Here is a 16,090-nt window from a genome sequence, read left to right on the forward strand (position 1 = left end):
GCGGCTCAGGCAGGTTCGAAGCGATATGCAATTCATGACTATAACGTAAATTTGGATAATGTCTCTTTGAGACGCGTAGATACTTCTTCAAGCTTATTCGACAAATCGATCAAGTTCCCGCTGACGACCAGCTGCTCATTACTGAGCGATGCGACTTCTTCCGATGTTGCAGACGCTTCTTCGGCAACAGCACTCACGCTGCTCATTGCTTCTGCTAGAATCCCTTGTGATTGATCAAGCTCCTGAATCGAATCCGTTGCCTGACTCAATTGCTGAATGAATCCCGTCATCTGACCTTGAACAGTCCAGAAGATCTCGCTTGCATCTTTAACAGATACAATTTGCTCTTGGAAGATCGGATAAGCATCAGATAATACATTCACCGTCTCGCCGATTCCACCAGAGATCTGGTCCGTAATCTGTCCCACGATATCAATCGATTGACGCGATTGATCTGCGAGTTTGCGTATTTCATCCGCTACCACCATAAATCCTTTGCCGGCTGCTCCAGCTCTCGAAGCTTCAATCGTTGCATTAAGTGATAGAATGTTCGTCTGTTTCGTCATATTGTTCAGTACTTCAAGAATTTTACGTATGGAATTCGTGCTTTCTTTGAGTGCATTGACTTTCTGAACAAGGGAACGAACCATATCTTCCGTGAGATTCGTCTTATCCGTCAATACAGTCATATGGGTAATTCCGTGCTGACTCGCTTTCTCAACCTCCGAAGCCGCTTCACCCATCTCAACATTAGAGCTAATCACATTGCGCATTTTCGATCCAATTGTGATCGTGAGATCATTTCCTCGCTCAGCTTCAACAGCAAGATTCGTTGCACCGTTCGCAATCTCTTCCGTTGCAATTGCAATCTCACGCGCTGAGATCCCTGTCTTCTTAGAAGCATTGCTGAGCTCGGATGCCGTATCGAGCACATCCTGCGCAGATTGGCTTGTATGCTTCACGAGTTCCGTAATCTTATCCATCATCTCATTAAAGCCTCTGGACAATTCACCAATCTCATCTTGCGACTTCACCTTCATACGGACGCCCAAGTTACCGCTCGCCCCTTGATTCATGAGGTTACGCAAATATTTGAGCGGACTGCCGACCATGCGCATAACCCATATGCCAATTAATCCAGCGACGATCGCCACAACGATGGCTGCAATGATCGTAATATTGTAAATTTCTTTAGCCTTCTCAACCAATTTCTCTACAGGTACTTCACTTACCAGATTCCATCCATTGGAGGATAACGGACTATACGAAGCTAGAACCTCAACTCCATTACCATTTTTGATGGTCTCGCTACCGCCCGATTTCGCAACGCCCTCTTGGCCCTTAAGCTTCAAGAGAGAATCCTTACCGACCAGGTCTTCCTGCTTCGAATACACAATCTTGTTACCAGGACCAATGATGAGCAGATCGCTGCCTTCTCCAAGATTAATGGTGCTTAAGTTTTTGCCAAGCGTGTCTATCTTCAATTCGATTAATAGCACATGGGAAGATTCTCCCGTTGACACATTCTTAAGAACACGACTAAGCCCAAATGTATGGTCTGGTGTCTTGTCGATAATTTTCTGCGTCCCTGTTGGAATATATACCGTTCTCCCTTGTGCTTGAAGAGCATTTTTGAACCATTCTGAATTACGAACCTCTTCCAGTTCCGAAGACATTCCGCCGCCTGTCGAAATGATTCGCGAAGTACCTTTGATCGGAACCAAATAGATCCCTACAATATTCGAATTATTGATACTTAGCGTCTGAAGAATATCGGTTGCTTTGCCATTCGCTTCAAAACTACTGAATTCACTTGCGCTGCTTTTCAAATAAACATTCAGATTTGTCTGCAGCTCTTTATTCATCAGCAATTGCATGGACATATCATCATAGGTTTTAAGAATCAAATCCAACTTCTCACGTGCCTGAACGATCGTCTGGTAGTTCGCTTCCGAAGATTGCTCCTGTATAATGCTTTTGGACTGCGAGTAGGAATATAGACCAATCCCCACAACAAAAATAATACTGCTGATCAGGAAAATCAATAAAAGCTTGAGTCCTACGGACTTTAGGGGGTTTTGCAAATATTTTGATAGTTTCAAACGCTTCTGCACGATGGGAGCACCATCCTTTATATCTATTTTATCTACTATCTATTTGTTCGGCATAATCCACTAAAAACTTTTGCTTTTTTTACAAAAAAATAAATAAAAATAAAAAATGCCTTCAATCTGAGACTGAAGGCATCTTCATTATTTTATTTCCCGTTCTTTTTACGCATCATATCGAAATACTGTACAGGCTGTTCGACCTTCATACGGATACGCTGCAATGGGTGACGCGCTGCATCAAGTAGCACTCCAGACTCATCCCAGATTTCCTCAACCGTTTGTTTGAAGAATGTGCCATTCGGTCCAAAGAACTCCACCACTTGGCCTGGTTTGAAATGATTGCGCTGTTGAATCGTTGCCATGCCTGTCTCTGCTTCATAATCCAGGACAAGACCTGCAAAGTCGTAAGGTGCTGCTTTCTCTTCAGGTTCATAGATGTGATCTTCATGATCCGGCGTATCATAGAAGAACCCCGTATTGAGCGGTCTGTTCGCCGCTTTATTGATTTCTTCGATCCATTCAGTCTTCAGAACATAGTTCTCTGGATCCGCCATATAGGAATCAATGACTTGACGATACACGTTCACAACCGTAGCAACGTAGTGGATCGATTTCATTCGCCCTTCAATTTTGAAGCTGTCGACGCCTACTTCGATCAAATCCGGCAGATGCTCGATCATGCATAAGTCTTTGGAACCCATCGAGAATTGATTATCTTCTTGCTTGAATAGCGGAAGCTGTGTAATCCCAACTTTAAACTGTTCCAACACCGGATGCTGAGCCGCTTCTTCTTCACTCATGATCTCATCCAAGTCCGGGCGTCCATCCTCGAATAGATCGTATTTCCAACGGCAGGATTGGCAGCAGCCCCCACGATTCGAATCACGGTCCGTGAAATGATTCGACAAAACGCAGCGTCCCGAATAGGAAGAACACATGGCACCATGGATAAATGCTTCAATCTCAATATCCACATGCTGCTTCATTTCATAAATCTCTTGCAAGCTAGTTTCTCGTGCAAGAACGACCCGCGGCGCGCCTTCTTCCTTCCAGAACTTCACCGTCTGCCAGTTCATAATCGATTGCTGCGTACTAACATGGACCTCTAACCGAGGGGCAACACGTTGGGCTGTCTCAATGATTACCGGATCCGCTGCAATAATGGCGGAAATACCGACTTCCTCCAAATTGCGCAAATACTCCTCGATACCTTCAATATCTTCGTTGTGTGCATAGATGTTCGTTGCGACGAATACTTTGGCACCGTATTTCTTCGCGAATTCAACACCTTCACGCATTTCTTCAAAGCTAAAGTTATCCGCATTTGAACGAAGACCATACTTCTGTCCACCAATATATACAGCGTCTGCACCATAATGAATTGCGAACTTCAACTTCTCCAAATTCCCTGCTGGAGCGAGCAATTCTGGTTTGTCTAGACGATTTCGTTTGCCCTTTAGTACGGGTCTTTCGCTTGTTAACATTTTTTCCACCTCTTACTTCATCATTCGCCAATGGCGACTTAATACACTTGCTCTTTAAAGAAGAATCCGAAGGTTAGCTCACGTTCAGGATCTTGAACCTGTTGAATTGCTTCTAACCACTCGTCTTGGAACGTATAGTTCTCTGGATCAGCGATATATGCGTCAATGGCTTGACGATAAGCTCGAATCACCGTCTCGATATATACATCTGATTTCATGAGTCCCTCGATCTTCAGACTATCGATCTGTCCTTCGAGCAGCTCATGGATATTCTCAATCATACAAATATCATCCGAACTCATAATATGCGTACCGTTCATATCTTCATAAATGGGATATTTCTCATCCTGACGTTCCTGCTCAATCAGGAATAACCCGCGATCTTTGGAGACATCTTGACTGTGTACGTCTTCCGAAGCGTGATTACGCTCATTCTGGTGCGACATATAGCTCTTCACCAAATTCCGCTTGGAATGATAAATGTTCGTCATCCCATGGACTTGAACTTCAACTTCCATATTCGGCAAATGTTCTTTCATCTCGATCACTTGCTCCATATTCAGCTCGCGAGCAGCAACGATCCGCTTCGCACCGCGTTTTCCCCAGTACGCAGCTGTCCGGTAGTTCGTTGACGTCATTTCGGCATTCCAATGCAGCTTCAGGTCTGGAGCTGCCTCCCGTACGATCATCAGAACAGACGGATCACCGAAGACGATTGCATCAGCTCCAGCTTGCTGCACTTCCGCCAGATAGGCTGGAAGCTCTTCGAGCAATTGGTTATCCATAATATTATTCACGGCGACATAGATCTTCACGCCTGCTTGCTTCGCGATGCTTACCGCCTCACGGATATTTTCAATCTTGAACTCACCGGGAAGACGCATGCCGTACTTCTGCTCCCCGATGATCACCGCATCTGCTCCCGCTGCAATAAATTTCTGCAACTGTGGAATAGAGCCTGCTGTTACAAGTAATTCTGGTTTTTTGCTCATTTCACTTCACCTCTTGGACTCTCCACTATGCTTTCTTATTTCGCCATTTCTTTGCTCTTCTTAATATTCTCCAAATGTTCTTTGTACGTCACTGCGAACAAATGACTCTGACTGCCGTCTTTCTTCGTCACATAATACAAATATTTCGAAGGCTCTGGATTTAACGCTGCTTCGATCGAAGCAAGACTCGGACTTGCGATCGGCCCTGGCGGCAATCCATCATGCAAATAGGTATTATAAGGACTTTCAATTTTCAAATCTTTATTGTACAGTCGATCCTTCGGCTTGTCGAACAAATATTGAATGGTCGCATCGATCTGAAGCGGTTTGTTCTGCTTAAGACGGTTATAGATCACACCCGCAACTAGCCCACGTTCAGAATCTACCACAACTTCTCGTTCTATAAGCGAGGCTACCGTCATCAACTGGTGGAAATTTAAGTTCTGGGCTTTCATTTTCTGTTCCCAATCGGATGGGAGAGTGGCCAGCTTCTTATCCAGCTCATTCAACATCCGCTGTATCATATCCTTCGCCGTGCTGCCCTTCTTGAGCTCATAGGTTTCAGGGAAGAGATAGCCTTCTAACTGATGTATCAGCTTCGTATCGGTTGGAATTACCGTAGATGCCGGTAACTTAAATTCAGCAGCGTCATCCACAAGGTTAAGAAACTCCGCACGATCGACTTGATGATCTGCACTTAGTTTATCCGCGATCTGATTGATCGTATACCCTTCAGGAATCGTGAATCGGATGACTTCATCCGGGATCACATCCCCTGCATTTAACTTGGCAATGATCTCTTGATAAGTCAGACCCGGTGTTAACGCATATTTGCCTGCTTTGAACTTGGATCCTTCCTTATTGACCTTCAAATAAACCTTAAAAATAAGACTATTCTTAATGAGTCCTTCTTGCTCCAATACATCCGCAATCTTCGAAGTCCCCATCCCTTGTTTAATTTGAACCTCTTTGGCCTGCTCACTCGCTGATGTCGGCTGCATTTGAAGCCAGCCATATCCGGCACCGCCTATCACAATCACCAGCAAAATGATGACGCAGGTTAGGACAAATTTCTTCATTTTGTCCACCATTCCCCCTTTTTTCGCAAGAATATAGCAAGTATATCACATATGCACAACTCTTTAAATTTTAATAACCACCGAACACCCTACAAAGTGGCGCTCTAGCTTTGATGTGATTCATGTACTTTGCGGGGACCCGATAAATCTATCCGAACCAAAAAGAGCGGAATAATCCGCTCTTTTGCAAGGTCGTAAATGAAGTTACATCTATCATGTGGTGCTATGATGGTAATCTCTGCCCTTAAGGCTCATCAATTGCATCTGGGAGCGTAAGTTCATCATACAGTTCCGAGATATTCTCCCATTCCTCATCATCCTCAATGGTCTCTAGCTCCGGCTGGCCATCTGCATTCACTATAACGCGGAAGATTTCAACATCTTCATCATCATGATCTTGCGATTGGAGCACAGCATAGCCATGCGCACCCAATTGAAATTCCTTGAGCAGACGATAGACGACAGCATGACCCTGATCATCTGTAAGCTCGATATCATTTCCAAAGGCTTCCACAAGACGGTTCGTAAACACGACATCTCTCAACTGATAATAACTCATTTCTTAATTCTCCTCTTCCAGCTCACCAACGAGTGTATTGAAAGTCTCTTCAACCACTTGCCATTCTTCTTCATCTTCAATAATGAACAACTTCAAATCGTCGCCATCTTCTTCATAACGGAAGGCATAAACTTCATCCGCCTCTTCGTCTGTCGATTCAACCGGTACGACCATCATATACTTATTATCGGAACCATCCACTTCGAACTTCATGATGACTTCGAATTCTTCCTCATTGCCTTCATCATCCGGAATATAAATAATTTCTGGTTCTTCCATCTGTACTTCATTGTCCTTCGTCATCTGCAATCACCCTCACCTTTTCATTTTAGAATCCAAATAGTTTTGCAAAATCAACGTTGCTGCCATCTTATCTACGACTTGCTTTCTCTTCTTGCGGCTCACATCCGCTTCGACAAGCGTACGCTCTGCAGATACGGTGCTCAGCCGCTCATCCCAAAGGTGAACGGGGAGGTTAAAAGCTTCTTGCAACGTCTGGGCAAATGCCATACAAATTTCGCCACGGGGGCCGATTGTGCCGTTCATGTTCTTCGGAAGTCCGAGGACGATCTCGCTAACTTCATTGGCTTCAATCATCTCACCGATACGCTTCAGCTCATCGCTGTCGCGCTTCCGATCAATGACATCCAGCCCTTGGGCTGTCCATCCGAACATGTCGCTTACGGCTACACCGATTCTCCGATCCCCGTAGTCCAGACCTAGAATTTTTGTCATCTGGTACTCCTGTTATCGATGCAGTTTGAGATACGAACGAACCAATTCTTCAATGAGTTCGTCGCGTTCCTTCTTACGTATCAAGCTTCGAGCATTGTTATGACGAGGAATATAAGCGGGATCCCCGGATAATAAGTAGCCTACAACCTGATTAATGGGGTTATAGTCCTTCTCCACCAAAGCATCATACACTTTTAGCAGAATTTCCTCAGAAGTAAACTCTTCTTCTTCTGCTTTGACGTTAAATTTCATGGTTGAATCCATCGATTCCATCGCCAACACCACCTCACTTCAATTCCAAAGCTTTCTCTCTATCATAACATATCATTGCCCACATTAAAATTCCATCTTCTCTAGGTGGTTCAAAAAGTCATGACGACTTTTTGAACCTTTTTCCTCACGTTTACACCGTTTGTTTCGCTACAAGTTCCTCAGCAAATTTCAGTGCTTCGTCCAATTTGGATGGATCTTTACCGCCAGCTTGTGCCATATCCGGACGTCCGCCACCGCCGCCGCCGCAGATTGCCGCAATCTCCTTGATGAGTTTGCCTGCATGGAATCCGCGTTTAACCAAATCAGGGGAGACAGATACGACAATGTTCACTTTATCTTCTGCAACCGCACCAAGCACGAGAATCGCCGACTCCAATTTCACCTTGAGCTCATCGGCTACACCGCGAAGCGCGTCCATTCCGCTTGCATTTACTTTCGCTGCAAGAAGCTGCGCATCGCCAACTTGTTTCACTTGATCTGTAAGCTGACCCGCTTCAATGCTGCCAAGCTTCGCTTGCAGTGATTCATTCTCACGTTGCAATTCCTTGATCTGTCCGAATAATGCGTCAAGACGCTTCGGCACGTCGTTGATATTCGATTTTAAGAGAGAAGCGCTTTGCTTGAGCAGTTCAATCTGCCCATCCATATACTTATACGCATGACGACCCGTAAAGGCTTCAATTCTTCGTACACCTGATCCAATACCACTCTCACTCACCAATTTGAATAAGCCGATTTGCGATGTATTGCGTACATGACAGCCACCGCATAGCTCAATACTGTACGTACCGACTTGCACGACACGAACGACATCGCCGTATTTCTCGCCGAACAATGCCATCGCACCCATTGCTTTTGCGTCTGCGATTGCTTTCTGCTCAATCACAACATCTGTACCTTTCCAGATCTGCTCATTGACACGGCGCTCGATTTCAGTCAACTCTTCCGCTGTTATGCTGCCGAAATGCGAGAAGTCGAAACGAAGACGATCGGTCTCTACAAGAGAACCTGCTTGGTTAACATGCTCGCCGAGCACATCTTTCAATGCACGATGAAGCAAATGCGTTGCTGTATGATTCTTAATAATATCTTCTCTAGCCGCCTTATCAACGGAAGCTCGCACGGTATCTCCAACACGAAGTGTACCCGATTGTACTGTCACCTGCTGCACGTGTTGACCAAGCGGTGCTTTGAACACACCCGCAACTTGTGCAACACCGCTGTCATTAGAGATCGTTCCTAAGTCGCTAATCTGACCGCCGCTCTCTGCATAGAACGGAGTACGGTCTAAGATCATTTGACACACATGACCTTCTTCGACGGTATCAACAAGCGCATCATCCACAATCATGCCGATAATTTGCGCCTGAATCTCCAATTCATTATATCCAACAAACTCACTTTTAGACGTAAAATCAGACAGGACGCCGCCTTGCACCTTCATGCTCTCTGTCTCTTGGCGAGCCGCGCGTGCGCGATTCCGCTGTTCTTGCATGGAAGCATCGAAACCAGTGCGATCCACAGTCAATCCATGCTCAGCCGCATAGTCTTCTGTTAAATCGAATGGGAAGCCATACGTATCGTAAAGTTTGAACGCATCTGCACCACTGATCTCTGTCACGCCTTCTTGCTTTGCCTTATTGCTTAGCTGAGAGAGAATCTCTAAACCGTCGGACAATGTCTCATGGAAACGCTCTTCCTCTGTGCGAATCACTTTCTCGATGAATTCGCGCTTCTCGACTACTTCTGGATAGTACACGCCCATGATCTCGCCAACAACCGCAGTCAATTGGTACATGAATGGACGATCCATGCCGAGCAATTTGCCGTAACGTACGGCGCGGCGCAATAAGCGGCGGATGACATATCCGCGGCCTTCGTTCGACGGAAGAACGCCATCACCTACGGAGAAGGCAACCGTGCGTACATGGTCTGCAATAACTTTGAGTGCAACATCATGCTCGGTGTTCACGCCATATTTCACGCCTGCGATTTCGCATGTCGCTTGAATGATCGGTTGGAATAGGTCCGTATCGAAGTTCGAATCCACATCTTGCAAAATGGAAGCGAAACGCTCAAGTCCTGCGCCAGTATCAATGTTCTTATTCGGAAGCGGCGTGAAGCTGCCGTCTTTGTTATGGTTGAATTGCGAGAATACCAAGTTCCACACTTCTAGGAAACGTTCATTCTCACCCACTGGCGTACATTCTGGATCCGATAGATCTCCGTACTTCTCGCCACGGTCATAGAAAATTTCCGTACAAGGTCCGCATGGGCCTTCGCCGATATCCCAGAAGTTATCTTCTGTTTTGTAGATACGCTCAGCCGGGATGCCGATCTTTTCATTCCAGAACTTAAAGGCTTCCTCATCTTCCGGATAAACCGTCACGGAAAGGCGCTCTGGGTCGAAGCCGATCCATTTCTTGTCCGTTAAGAACTCCCATGCCCAAGTGATAACTTCTTCTTTGAAATAGTCGCCGATTGAGAAGTTCCCGAGCATCTCGAAGAACGTATGGTGACGGCGTGTCTTACCTACATTCTCGATGTCGTTCGTACGGATACATTTCTGTGAGTTCGCGATCCGTGGATTCGCAGGTTTCACGCGTCCGTCAAAATATGGCTTTAGCGGTGCCATCCCCGCATTAATCCATAGCAAGGATGGATCATTATGCGGAACGAGCGACGCACTTGGTTCAATTGTGTGGCCTTTGCTGGCGAAAAACTCTAACCATTTTGAGCGAATTTCACTGGCTTTCATTGGGGGATACCTCCAAGTTAAAATTTGTTTTTATAAAGGTGAGGGGTGGCGGTGTTATGGGCAAGTTGGAATGTCCGCTCGAAGAAATGGGTGAACCCGGCCGCTCCGCGACTGAATCGTTCTTCCGATCGCTCTTGTCCCCAGATTTCTCTGATTGAACGAGAACACGATGAGGTAGAAATCTGTGGACAAATGCGAACGCAATCGCTTCTCCAGTACGATTTCAGCCACTCCGCTGATATTCACCCATCTTCTCGCTATTCCAAGCCCTCCACGCCGCACGCCTCACCGTGGGATAAAAAAGAATTCACGCCTCGGAGGTATCTGGACCTCCGAGGCTCGGCGGACGCTACGCCCGTCCGCCCTCACTGAGCTGCTTACAGCATTGCTACGGAGCTTCTCCCGCAGCCCCATTGAACGCGGCACCGCGCAGGTTCAATGTCCAGCACTGCACCAACGTCCAAGCGGGGCCGAAGGACCGTAGCGCTCCCACCGCCACAGTAGCAGGAAAAAGCGCCTCTGCCCCGCACCTCGACAAACTTTGGGTGTCCAGAGGGGAACCCTCGGAATCCCCCTTTCAAAGGGGGACTTAGGGGGATGGCCCACGGCAAACACAAATAAACGTCCCCAAATAAATTCAGGGACGAAAAATCGCGGTACCACCCTGGTTATCCATCTGCTAGCAGCAGTTGGATCGCCTCGTAGAGCCGTTAACGGGGCTAGCCGGCGAAGTTCGTTCGCACTCCGAAATTAGCGTTCAACCGTCCTTCATTGCAGACTCTTACAGCCATCACAGCAGCATATCGTTAGAACCATATGGCTGGGAAGGAATCTGCTCTCTGAGCATAGGTGCGGCTTACTTGATTTCATCCACGTATTGATGGGTATAGACCATTTTTTCACAATAATATTAAAAGTATATCGACGAAGCTGATTCCTGTCAAATAGCCCCTCAGATTGTCTTTCGCCTCACATAATAAGCAAAGAAATGTTGAAGAATGACCTTCATGACGGCGAAGAATGGAACGGCCAAAATCAATCCAAGCACACCCGCGATTTCGCCGCCAACAAGCAATGCGAAAATAATTAATAACGGATGCATATGTAACGTGCGGCCAACGACCTGGGGTGAGATCACATTCCCCTCAAGGATCTGACAGATCGTATTGATGATCACGACGAACAGGACCATTTTCCAAGAGACCATGAACGCCATGAGAATCGCAGGAGCAGCACCGAAAAACGGACCGAGATACGGAATAATATTGAAGATCGCGACGACGCTGGCGAGCAATAACGGATATGGCATCCCAATCAACCAGTAGCCGATATAAGCGAATACGCCAATAATTAGGCAGACCAGGAATTGACCTCGAATATAGTTCCCTAGCGCCGAGTCTATATCTTTCATTAACTTGACGATCTGCTTCCGATGACTGCGAGGCACATACAGAATCACCGCCCGCTCGAACACTTCGAAATCCTTGAGGATATAGAAAATAAGAAACGGCACGATAAATGCAACCATCAGCAAATTAATCGTCTCGCCAATATTGTTCATCAGACTCGAGATCGTGTGCGCAAGCTTCGTCTCCAGCTGCCCGATCCAATGAAAGATGCCAGAACGGATGCTCGGGGGCAGCAAAGAATGATTCAGATCCTGCACCAAGCTCTGTGCCTTCATATTCAACTCCGGCATATGCTCGTTTAACTCTTGCAGCTGCTTCATGAACATCGGTATCACATTCATGAGAATAACGGTAAGCGAAGTGAGGAATACCGCATAAATAAGTAAGACCGCCATCGTTCGCGGTACTTTCCGTTCCTTAAGCAGGTTCACAATCGGATTCAGCACATAAGCAATAATCATAGCGACCAAGAAAGGGGCAAGAACCGCCTTCACGAAATCATAGATTCCGACGATAATGGGCTTAATCTGCAGCAGCATGTACAAAATCAGCAAGCCCAGAAGCGTAAACACACCATATATAAAAAATCGACTTTTCGTAAATCGCTCCATTTTCGTACATCCCCACCGTTCGGACTAGCATATAGATCAGTATATGTACCTGGTAGGGAATTTATAAGCCAAGCAGCAAAGACCAAAAACCCCTGTTCCGGATGACATGGATAAAGGCAGGCTTTCCATACCGAAACAAGGGTATCATGATTACACATTGTGTATGAAATTATGGAGAAACCTGAACCGAAGGGAAATCCTGCGGCACTTCCTCGCCAAAAAACAAATCATCCAATGAGCTGAGTGTCCCATCCTCTTCCACTTGGAAGACAGACATTTTCTCCCCGTTCACGGTAAGCTCAATAAAGCATCCCCAGCAGTAGAACTGGTGAGAACCAATCTTGCCGATATCCTTGGAGTTGCAATTTGGGCATCTCATCATAACATTCACCTATCCATTAACAGAAGTAATGATTTTCTCCAGACGTTGCTCAATGTCTACAGGAACCATGATGGCATCTTGACCAATCTGCAGCACGTCGGACACCCGTAGCCACTTGCGGCCTTCGATGAGATCTGAAATAAAACCATCCGTAATTTCTAAACCTATTATTGTATTACCCAATTTCTGGTCAACGTAAACATCGACAACACGGCCGAGTTGATTTCCATCAGGTGTTAACAGTGGGAGATCGCGTATTCTGCGATCCCCGCACAGGAGTGTATATTGTATATCGACGGCGCTTCGCTTCTGAATCGCCTGTTTATTCGCAATCATCACGGCATCTTCGCCGCAAGCCGTTATCTCTTGCCACGGCACCATCCGAATGGGTGAAGTAGCGAACCACTTCTTTCCTTCCAGTTCAATTCCCTCCATCTGCCAATCTGGCGTCAGGTAGAAATCCTGTATTTTACCGACCCGTCTGCCGGTCTCAACTTCATAGATGGGTAATCCGATCATTTCTAGCAGCTTCATGATGCGTTATCAAGGTCCTCCTCATTTCGGTATAGCGGTCTGAACCTCGAATGCACGATACAACAGCATGTCCGACGGTCCTCCGAATGATGTGGATGGTTGTCCCTCCTTGCCCACATAGAAACCCCTAACTTCTATTACGCAGCCGTGTGTAAATGGTTGCAATTTTCGCTATGGTTTCTTCCACATCTTCTATAGTATTGCCCAAACCGAAACTAAAACGAACCGCGCTGCGGAGAACTTCCTCAGGTAGGTGCATCGCTTGCAAAACATGCGATATTTCGAGCGAACCTGAAGTACAAGCAGATCCGCTAGCTGCTGCGATCCCTTCCATATCTAAATTCATCAGCATCGTCTCAGTCGACACGCCGATCAAGCTGATATTTAGAATATGCGGCAAATGCTCGCTAACATGGCCATTCAGGACAACATGCTGAGCACCAAGCTGTGCTTGAAGCTGATCAAACATCGTATTTCGTAAATGGGAGGCAAATTGAATCTTATCATCGAGTGCATCTGTCGCAAGCTCCACAGCTTTGGCAAATCCAAGGATTCCGGCGATATTCTCCGTGCCCGATCTCCGTTTGCGCTCCTGGGAACCTCCGAACAGGAGAGGATCAATGGTTGTGCGGCGTGAAATGTAGAGCGCACCAACACCTTGGGGTCCATTAATTTTGTGCGAGGATAAACTCATGAGGTCCACGGGTAATTCCGACAAATCGAGTGGGCAAGCACCTAATGCCTGTACGGCATCCACATGAAATCGAATACCTTTAGATCTGGCCAGCTCGCCAATCTCACGAATCGGCTGCAGCGTTCCCACTTCATTGTTCCCGTACATGATGCTAATGAGCACCGTATCTGGGCGAATGGCAGCTTCGATATCTTCCAGGCTTACGCGTCCAGAAGTATCGACAGGTACGTAGGTAACCTCCACCCCCATGCGTTCCAATTGCTCACAGGCATGCAGCACAGCATGATGTTCAATCTGCGATGTGATGATATGCTTCTTGCCCGTACGATCTCTCTCGTACGATACTGCGCCGAAGAGCGCCATGTTATCGCTCTCTGTTCCACCCGCTGTAAATACCAGTTCATTCGGGTGGCAACGAAGTCTTGCCGCAATACGATCTCGCGCTTGATTCAGATACTGCTTCGTTTCACGACCGATCCGATGGACGCTAGAGGCATTACCGAAATGCCCCTGCATATATCGCGTCATCTCCTCCACAACCGCTGGATGCATCGGCGTCGTTGCAGCATGATCTAGATAAATATATGACATTTTCATTCACCTGCTGTCTATTAACTTACTCACAATTCGATGGTTACCACGGCTGCAGCTTAGATATAGAACATGTAATTATCCAGCGCGCCTTCATCTTTGAAATTGATCAGGTCAGCGAGCGTCGTGGAATCGAGCACAAGGGCAATACTGTCCCGAATTCGAAGCCACAAATCACGCTTGGCAGGATCGTCTTCTTCCGTAAAATCAACCGGCGAGATCGGTCCTTCCAGCACACGAATGACATCGCCTGCCGTAATCTGTTCAGCTTCCTTCGAAAGGATGTAACCGCCGTATGCGCCGCGAACACTTTTCACAAGGCCCGCATTGCGAAGCGGAGCAACCAATTGCTCCAAGTAATGCTCTGACAATTGGTTCTTCTCTGCAATACTTTTCAAAGAAATAGGCCCGTCACCGAACTTGGCTGCGAGCTCCATCATGATTGTTAAACCGTAACGGCCTTTTGTTGATATTTTCAAAAAAGAGCACCTCTCTCATCACTTCAATAATTTAAAGCATTGTATTCCGATAAATCCAATGACACACCTGTGTTTATCCTAACATATTTATCATCGTTATGGTCAAAAAAACATCAACCTATTCACGAAAATGTTGTGACATCTAAGTTCTATGCACATTATTCGATGAAAATCAAATGTTATGTTACAATATACTCAAAGTTCTACATTTGCAAGGCAGACCTTTTGAAATATAGGAGAGAAATGGTGATAACGATGTCAAATTCAAATCAGAACATCCGTGTCATCGTCGGCATGTCAGGCGGCGTCGATTCTTCGGTTACCGCTCTGTTACTCAAAGAACAAGGCTACGATGTCATCGGAATATTCATGAAGAACTGGGATGATACAGATGAGTTCGGACACTGCACGGCAGAAGATGATGCAGAAGATGTCCGTCGCGTCTGTGAACAAATCGGCATTCCTTATTATACAGTCAATTTTGAGAAGCAATATTTCGATAAAGTATTCTCTTATTTCTTAGATGAGTACAAGCGTGGGCGGACACCAAATCCCGATGTCATGTGCAACCGCGAGATCAAGTTCGGTGAATTCCTGCAGAAAGCCATGGACCTTGGCGCGGACTATCTTGCGACAGGCCACTATGCGCGCGTCGTTGAGGAAGACGGAGAATTCAAACTGTTGCGCGGGGTGGACAGCAACAAGGATCAGACCTATTTCCTAAATGCGTTGAACCAGCAGCAGCTATCCAAAGCCATGTTCCCGATCGGGCATCTGCCGAAGAAGGAAGTGCGTCGGATTGCAGAAGAAGCTGGACTTGCTACAGCGAAGAAGAAAGACAGTACAGGCGTCTGCTTCATCGGCGAACGAAACTTCAAGGAATTCCTAAGCAACTATCTGCCTGCCAAATCTGGCAACATGGTCGATATTCGCACAGGTGAAGTCAAGGGACGTCACGACGGCTTGATGTACTATACCCTCGGTCAACGCCAAGGGCTAGGTATTGGCGGATCCGGTTCCGGAGAACCATGGTTCGTCGCAGATAAAGATCTCGAGCAGAACATTCTCTATGTTGTTCAAGGGGATCAGCACATCAGTCTGTATTCGCACGGCCTCACGGCGACAGGGATCAACTGGATTCGCGGCAACGATGCGGTGGTGCCTGGGGAATCCATGCGCTGCACAGCAAAATTCCGTTATCGTCAACCCGATCAAGGCGTCACGATCACTTGGTTAACGGCAGACACGGCTGAAGTGAAATTCGATCAACCGCAAAAGGCCGTTACACCAGGACAAGCCGTCGTCTTCTTCGATGGCGATGTATGTCTTGGAGGCGGAACGATCGATCAGGTGCATAAATTGCAGCCGGAGCCAACAAATAAATAAACTACCATAGACG

General features: G+C 46.6%; 15 protein-coding genes. 1 reads left to right on the forward strand and 14 read right to left on the reverse strand.

Translation table 11 applies throughout. The features are described 5' to 3' along the window. Positions 1 to 38: 38 nt before the first annotated feature. The 14 genes from AC3WU2_RS09555 to cymR form a co-directional block, all read right to left on the reverse strand. Positions 39 to 2,114 carry a methyl-accepting chemotaxis protein gene (locus AC3WU2_RS09555; RefSeq protein WP_492453560.1) on the reverse strand — a complete coding sequence of 692 codons (2,076 nt, stop codon included), beginning with the start codon at positions 2,112 to 2,114 and terminating at the stop codon, positions 39 to 41. 143 nt (positions 2,115 to 2,257) lie between these two features. Further along, positions 2,258 to 3,595: a peptidase U32 family protein gene (locus tag AC3WU2_RS09560; protein WP_492453562.1), complete on the reverse strand. Its 1,338-nt coding sequence runs from the start codon at positions 3,593 to 3,595 to the stop codon at positions 2,258 to 2,260. Between the two features lie 38 nt (positions 3,596 to 3,633). Continuing rightward, positions 3,634 to 4,587, reverse strand: coding sequence for a peptidase U32 family protein (locus AC3WU2_RS09565; RefSeq protein ID WP_492453564.1), 954 nt, complete (start codon positions 4,585 to 4,587; stop codon positions 3,634 to 3,636). A 35-nt stretch (positions 4,588 to 4,622) separates the two neighbouring features. Beyond that, positions 4,623 to 5,666 carry an endolytic transglycosylase MltG gene (gene mltG, locus AC3WU2_RS09570; RefSeq protein ID WP_492453566.1) on the reverse strand — a complete coding sequence of 348 codons (1,044 nt, stop codon included), beginning with the start codon at positions 5,664 to 5,666 and terminating at the stop codon, positions 4,623 to 4,625. Between the two features lie 244 nt (positions 5,667 to 5,910). Next, entirely contained in the window at positions 5,911 to 6,225 is a 315-nt protein-coding gene (locus tag AC3WU2_RS09575; protein WP_492453568.1) for a DUF1292 domain-containing protein, read from the reverse strand. A gap of 3 nt (positions 6,226 to 6,228) precedes the next feature. Continuing rightward, positions 6,229 to 6,528, reverse strand: coding sequence for a DUF1292 domain-containing protein (locus tag AC3WU2_RS09580; protein ID WP_018757106.1), 300 nt, complete (start codon positions 6,526 to 6,528; stop codon positions 6,229 to 6,231). A gap of 12 nt (positions 6,529 to 6,540) precedes the next feature. Beyond that, on the reverse strand, positions 6,541 to 6,960 hold the full coding sequence (gene ruvX, locus AC3WU2_RS09585; RefSeq protein WP_018757105.1) for a Holliday junction resolvase RuvX: 420 nt from the start codon (positions 6,958 to 6,960) through the stop codon (positions 6,541 to 6,543). Positions 6,961 to 6,972: 12 nt separating this feature from the next. Then, positions 6,973 to 7,233 (reverse strand): IreB family regulatory phosphoprotein, encoded by a 261-nt coding sequence (locus tag AC3WU2_RS09590; protein ID WP_018757104.1) that lies wholly within the window; start codon positions 7,231 to 7,233, stop codon positions 6,973 to 6,975. A gap of 130 nt (positions 7,234 to 7,363) precedes the next feature. Then, entirely contained in the window at positions 7,364 to 9,991 is a 2,628-nt protein-coding gene (gene alaS / locus AC3WU2_RS09595; protein ID WP_492453571.1) for an alanine--tRNA ligase, read from the reverse strand. A 952-nt stretch (positions 9,992 to 10,943) separates the two neighbouring features. Further along, complete coding sequence (locus AC3WU2_RS09600; RefSeq protein ID WP_492453573.1) at positions 10,944 to 12,011, reverse strand: AI-2E family transporter; 1,068 nt, start codon at positions 12,009 to 12,011, stop codon at positions 10,944 to 10,946. 169 nt (positions 12,012 to 12,180) lie between these two features. Beyond that, positions 12,181 to 12,390 carry a YrzR-like zinc ribbon domain gene (locus AC3WU2_RS09605; protein ID WP_018757100.1) on the reverse strand — a complete coding sequence of 70 codons (210 nt, stop codon included), beginning with the start codon at positions 12,388 to 12,390 and terminating at the stop codon, positions 12,181 to 12,183. Positions 12,391 to 12,402: 12 nt separating this feature from the next. Then, complete coding sequence (locus tag AC3WU2_RS09610; RefSeq protein ID WP_018757099.1) at positions 12,403 to 12,927, reverse strand: PRC-barrel domain-containing protein; 525 nt, start codon at positions 12,925 to 12,927, stop codon at positions 12,403 to 12,405. Between the two features lie 127 nt (positions 12,928 to 13,054). Next, on the reverse strand, positions 13,055 to 14,212 hold the full coding sequence (locus AC3WU2_RS09615; protein WP_492453576.1) for a cysteine desulfurase family protein: 1,158 nt from the start codon (positions 14,210 to 14,212) through the stop codon (positions 13,055 to 13,057). Between the two features lie 59 nt (positions 14,213 to 14,271). Continuing rightward, positions 14,272 to 14,691, reverse strand: a complete 420-nt coding sequence (cymR, locus tag AC3WU2_RS09620; protein ID WP_018757097.1) for a cysteine metabolism transcriptional regulator CymR — start codon at positions 14,689 to 14,691, stop codon at positions 14,272 to 14,274. A 255-nt stretch (positions 14,692 to 14,946) separates the two neighbouring features. Here cymR and mnmA point away from each other — a divergent pair, with 255 nt between their 5' ends. Continuing rightward, the gene (gene mnmA, locus AC3WU2_RS09625) at positions 14,947 to 16,077 is read left to right on the forward strand and encodes a tRNA 2-thiouridine(34) synthase MnmA (protein WP_492453578.1); all 1,131 of its coding nucleotides are present in this window, start codon (positions 14,947 to 14,949) and stop codon (positions 16,075 to 16,077) included. The last annotated feature ends 13 nt before the right edge of the window (positions 16,078 to 16,090 follow it).

Source organism: Paenibacillus sp. EB106-05-06-XG162 (genome assembly GCF_058791655.1).

What these genes read in the sequence shown, in the direction of transcription:
- AC3WU2_RS09560 (WP_492453562.1), bottom strand. Translation starts at nt 3,595, where the DNA reads ATGTTAACAAGCGAAAGACCCGTACTAAAGGGCAAACGAAATCGTCTA.
- AC3WU2_RS09565 (WP_492453564.1), bottom strand. Translation starts at nt 4,587, where the DNA reads ATGAGCAAAAAACCAGAATTACTTGTAACAGCAGGCTCTATTCCACAG.
- mltG (WP_492453566.1), bottom strand. Translation starts at nt 5,666, where the DNA reads ATGAAGAAATTTGTCCTAACCTGCGTCATCATTTTGCTGGTGATTGTG.
- AC3WU2_RS09575 (WP_492453568.1), bottom strand. Translation starts at nt 6,225, where the DNA reads ATGAGTTATTATCAGTTGAGAGATGTCGTGTTTACGAACCGTCTTGTG.
- AC3WU2_RS09580 (WP_018757106.1), bottom strand. Translation starts at nt 6,528, where the DNA reads ATGACGAAGGACAATGAAGTACAGATGGAAGAACCAGAAATTATTTAT.
- ruvX (WP_018757105.1), bottom strand. Translation starts at nt 6,960, where the DNA reads ATGACAAAAATTCTAGGTCTGGACTACGGGGATCGGAGAATCGGTGTA.
- AC3WU2_RS09590 (WP_018757104.1), bottom strand. Translation starts at nt 7,233, where the DNA reads ATGGAATCGATGGATTCAACCATGAAATTTAACGTCAAAGCAGAAGAA.
- alaS (WP_492453571.1), bottom strand. Translation starts at nt 9,991, where the DNA reads ATGAAAGCCAGTGAAATTCGCTCAAAATGGTTAGAGTTTTTCGCCAGC.
- AC3WU2_RS09600 (WP_492453573.1), bottom strand. Translation starts at nt 12,011, where the DNA reads ATGGAGCGATTTACGAAAAGTCGATTTTTTATATATGGTGTGTTTACG.
- AC3WU2_RS09605 (WP_018757100.1), bottom strand. Translation starts at nt 12,390, where the DNA reads ATGAGATGCCCAAATTGCAACTCCAAGGATATCGGCAAGATTGGTTCT.
- AC3WU2_RS09610 (WP_018757099.1), bottom strand. Translation starts at nt 12,927, where the DNA reads ATGAAGCTGCTAGAAATGATCGGATTACCCATCTATGAAGTTGAGACC.
- AC3WU2_RS09615 (WP_492453576.1), bottom strand. Translation starts at nt 14,212, where the DNA reads ATGTCATATATTTATCTAGATCATGCTGCAACGACGCCGATGCATCCA.
- mnmA (WP_492453578.1), top strand. Translation starts at nt 14,947, where the DNA reads ATGTCAAATTCAAATCAGAACATCCGTGTCATCGTCGGCATGTCAGGC.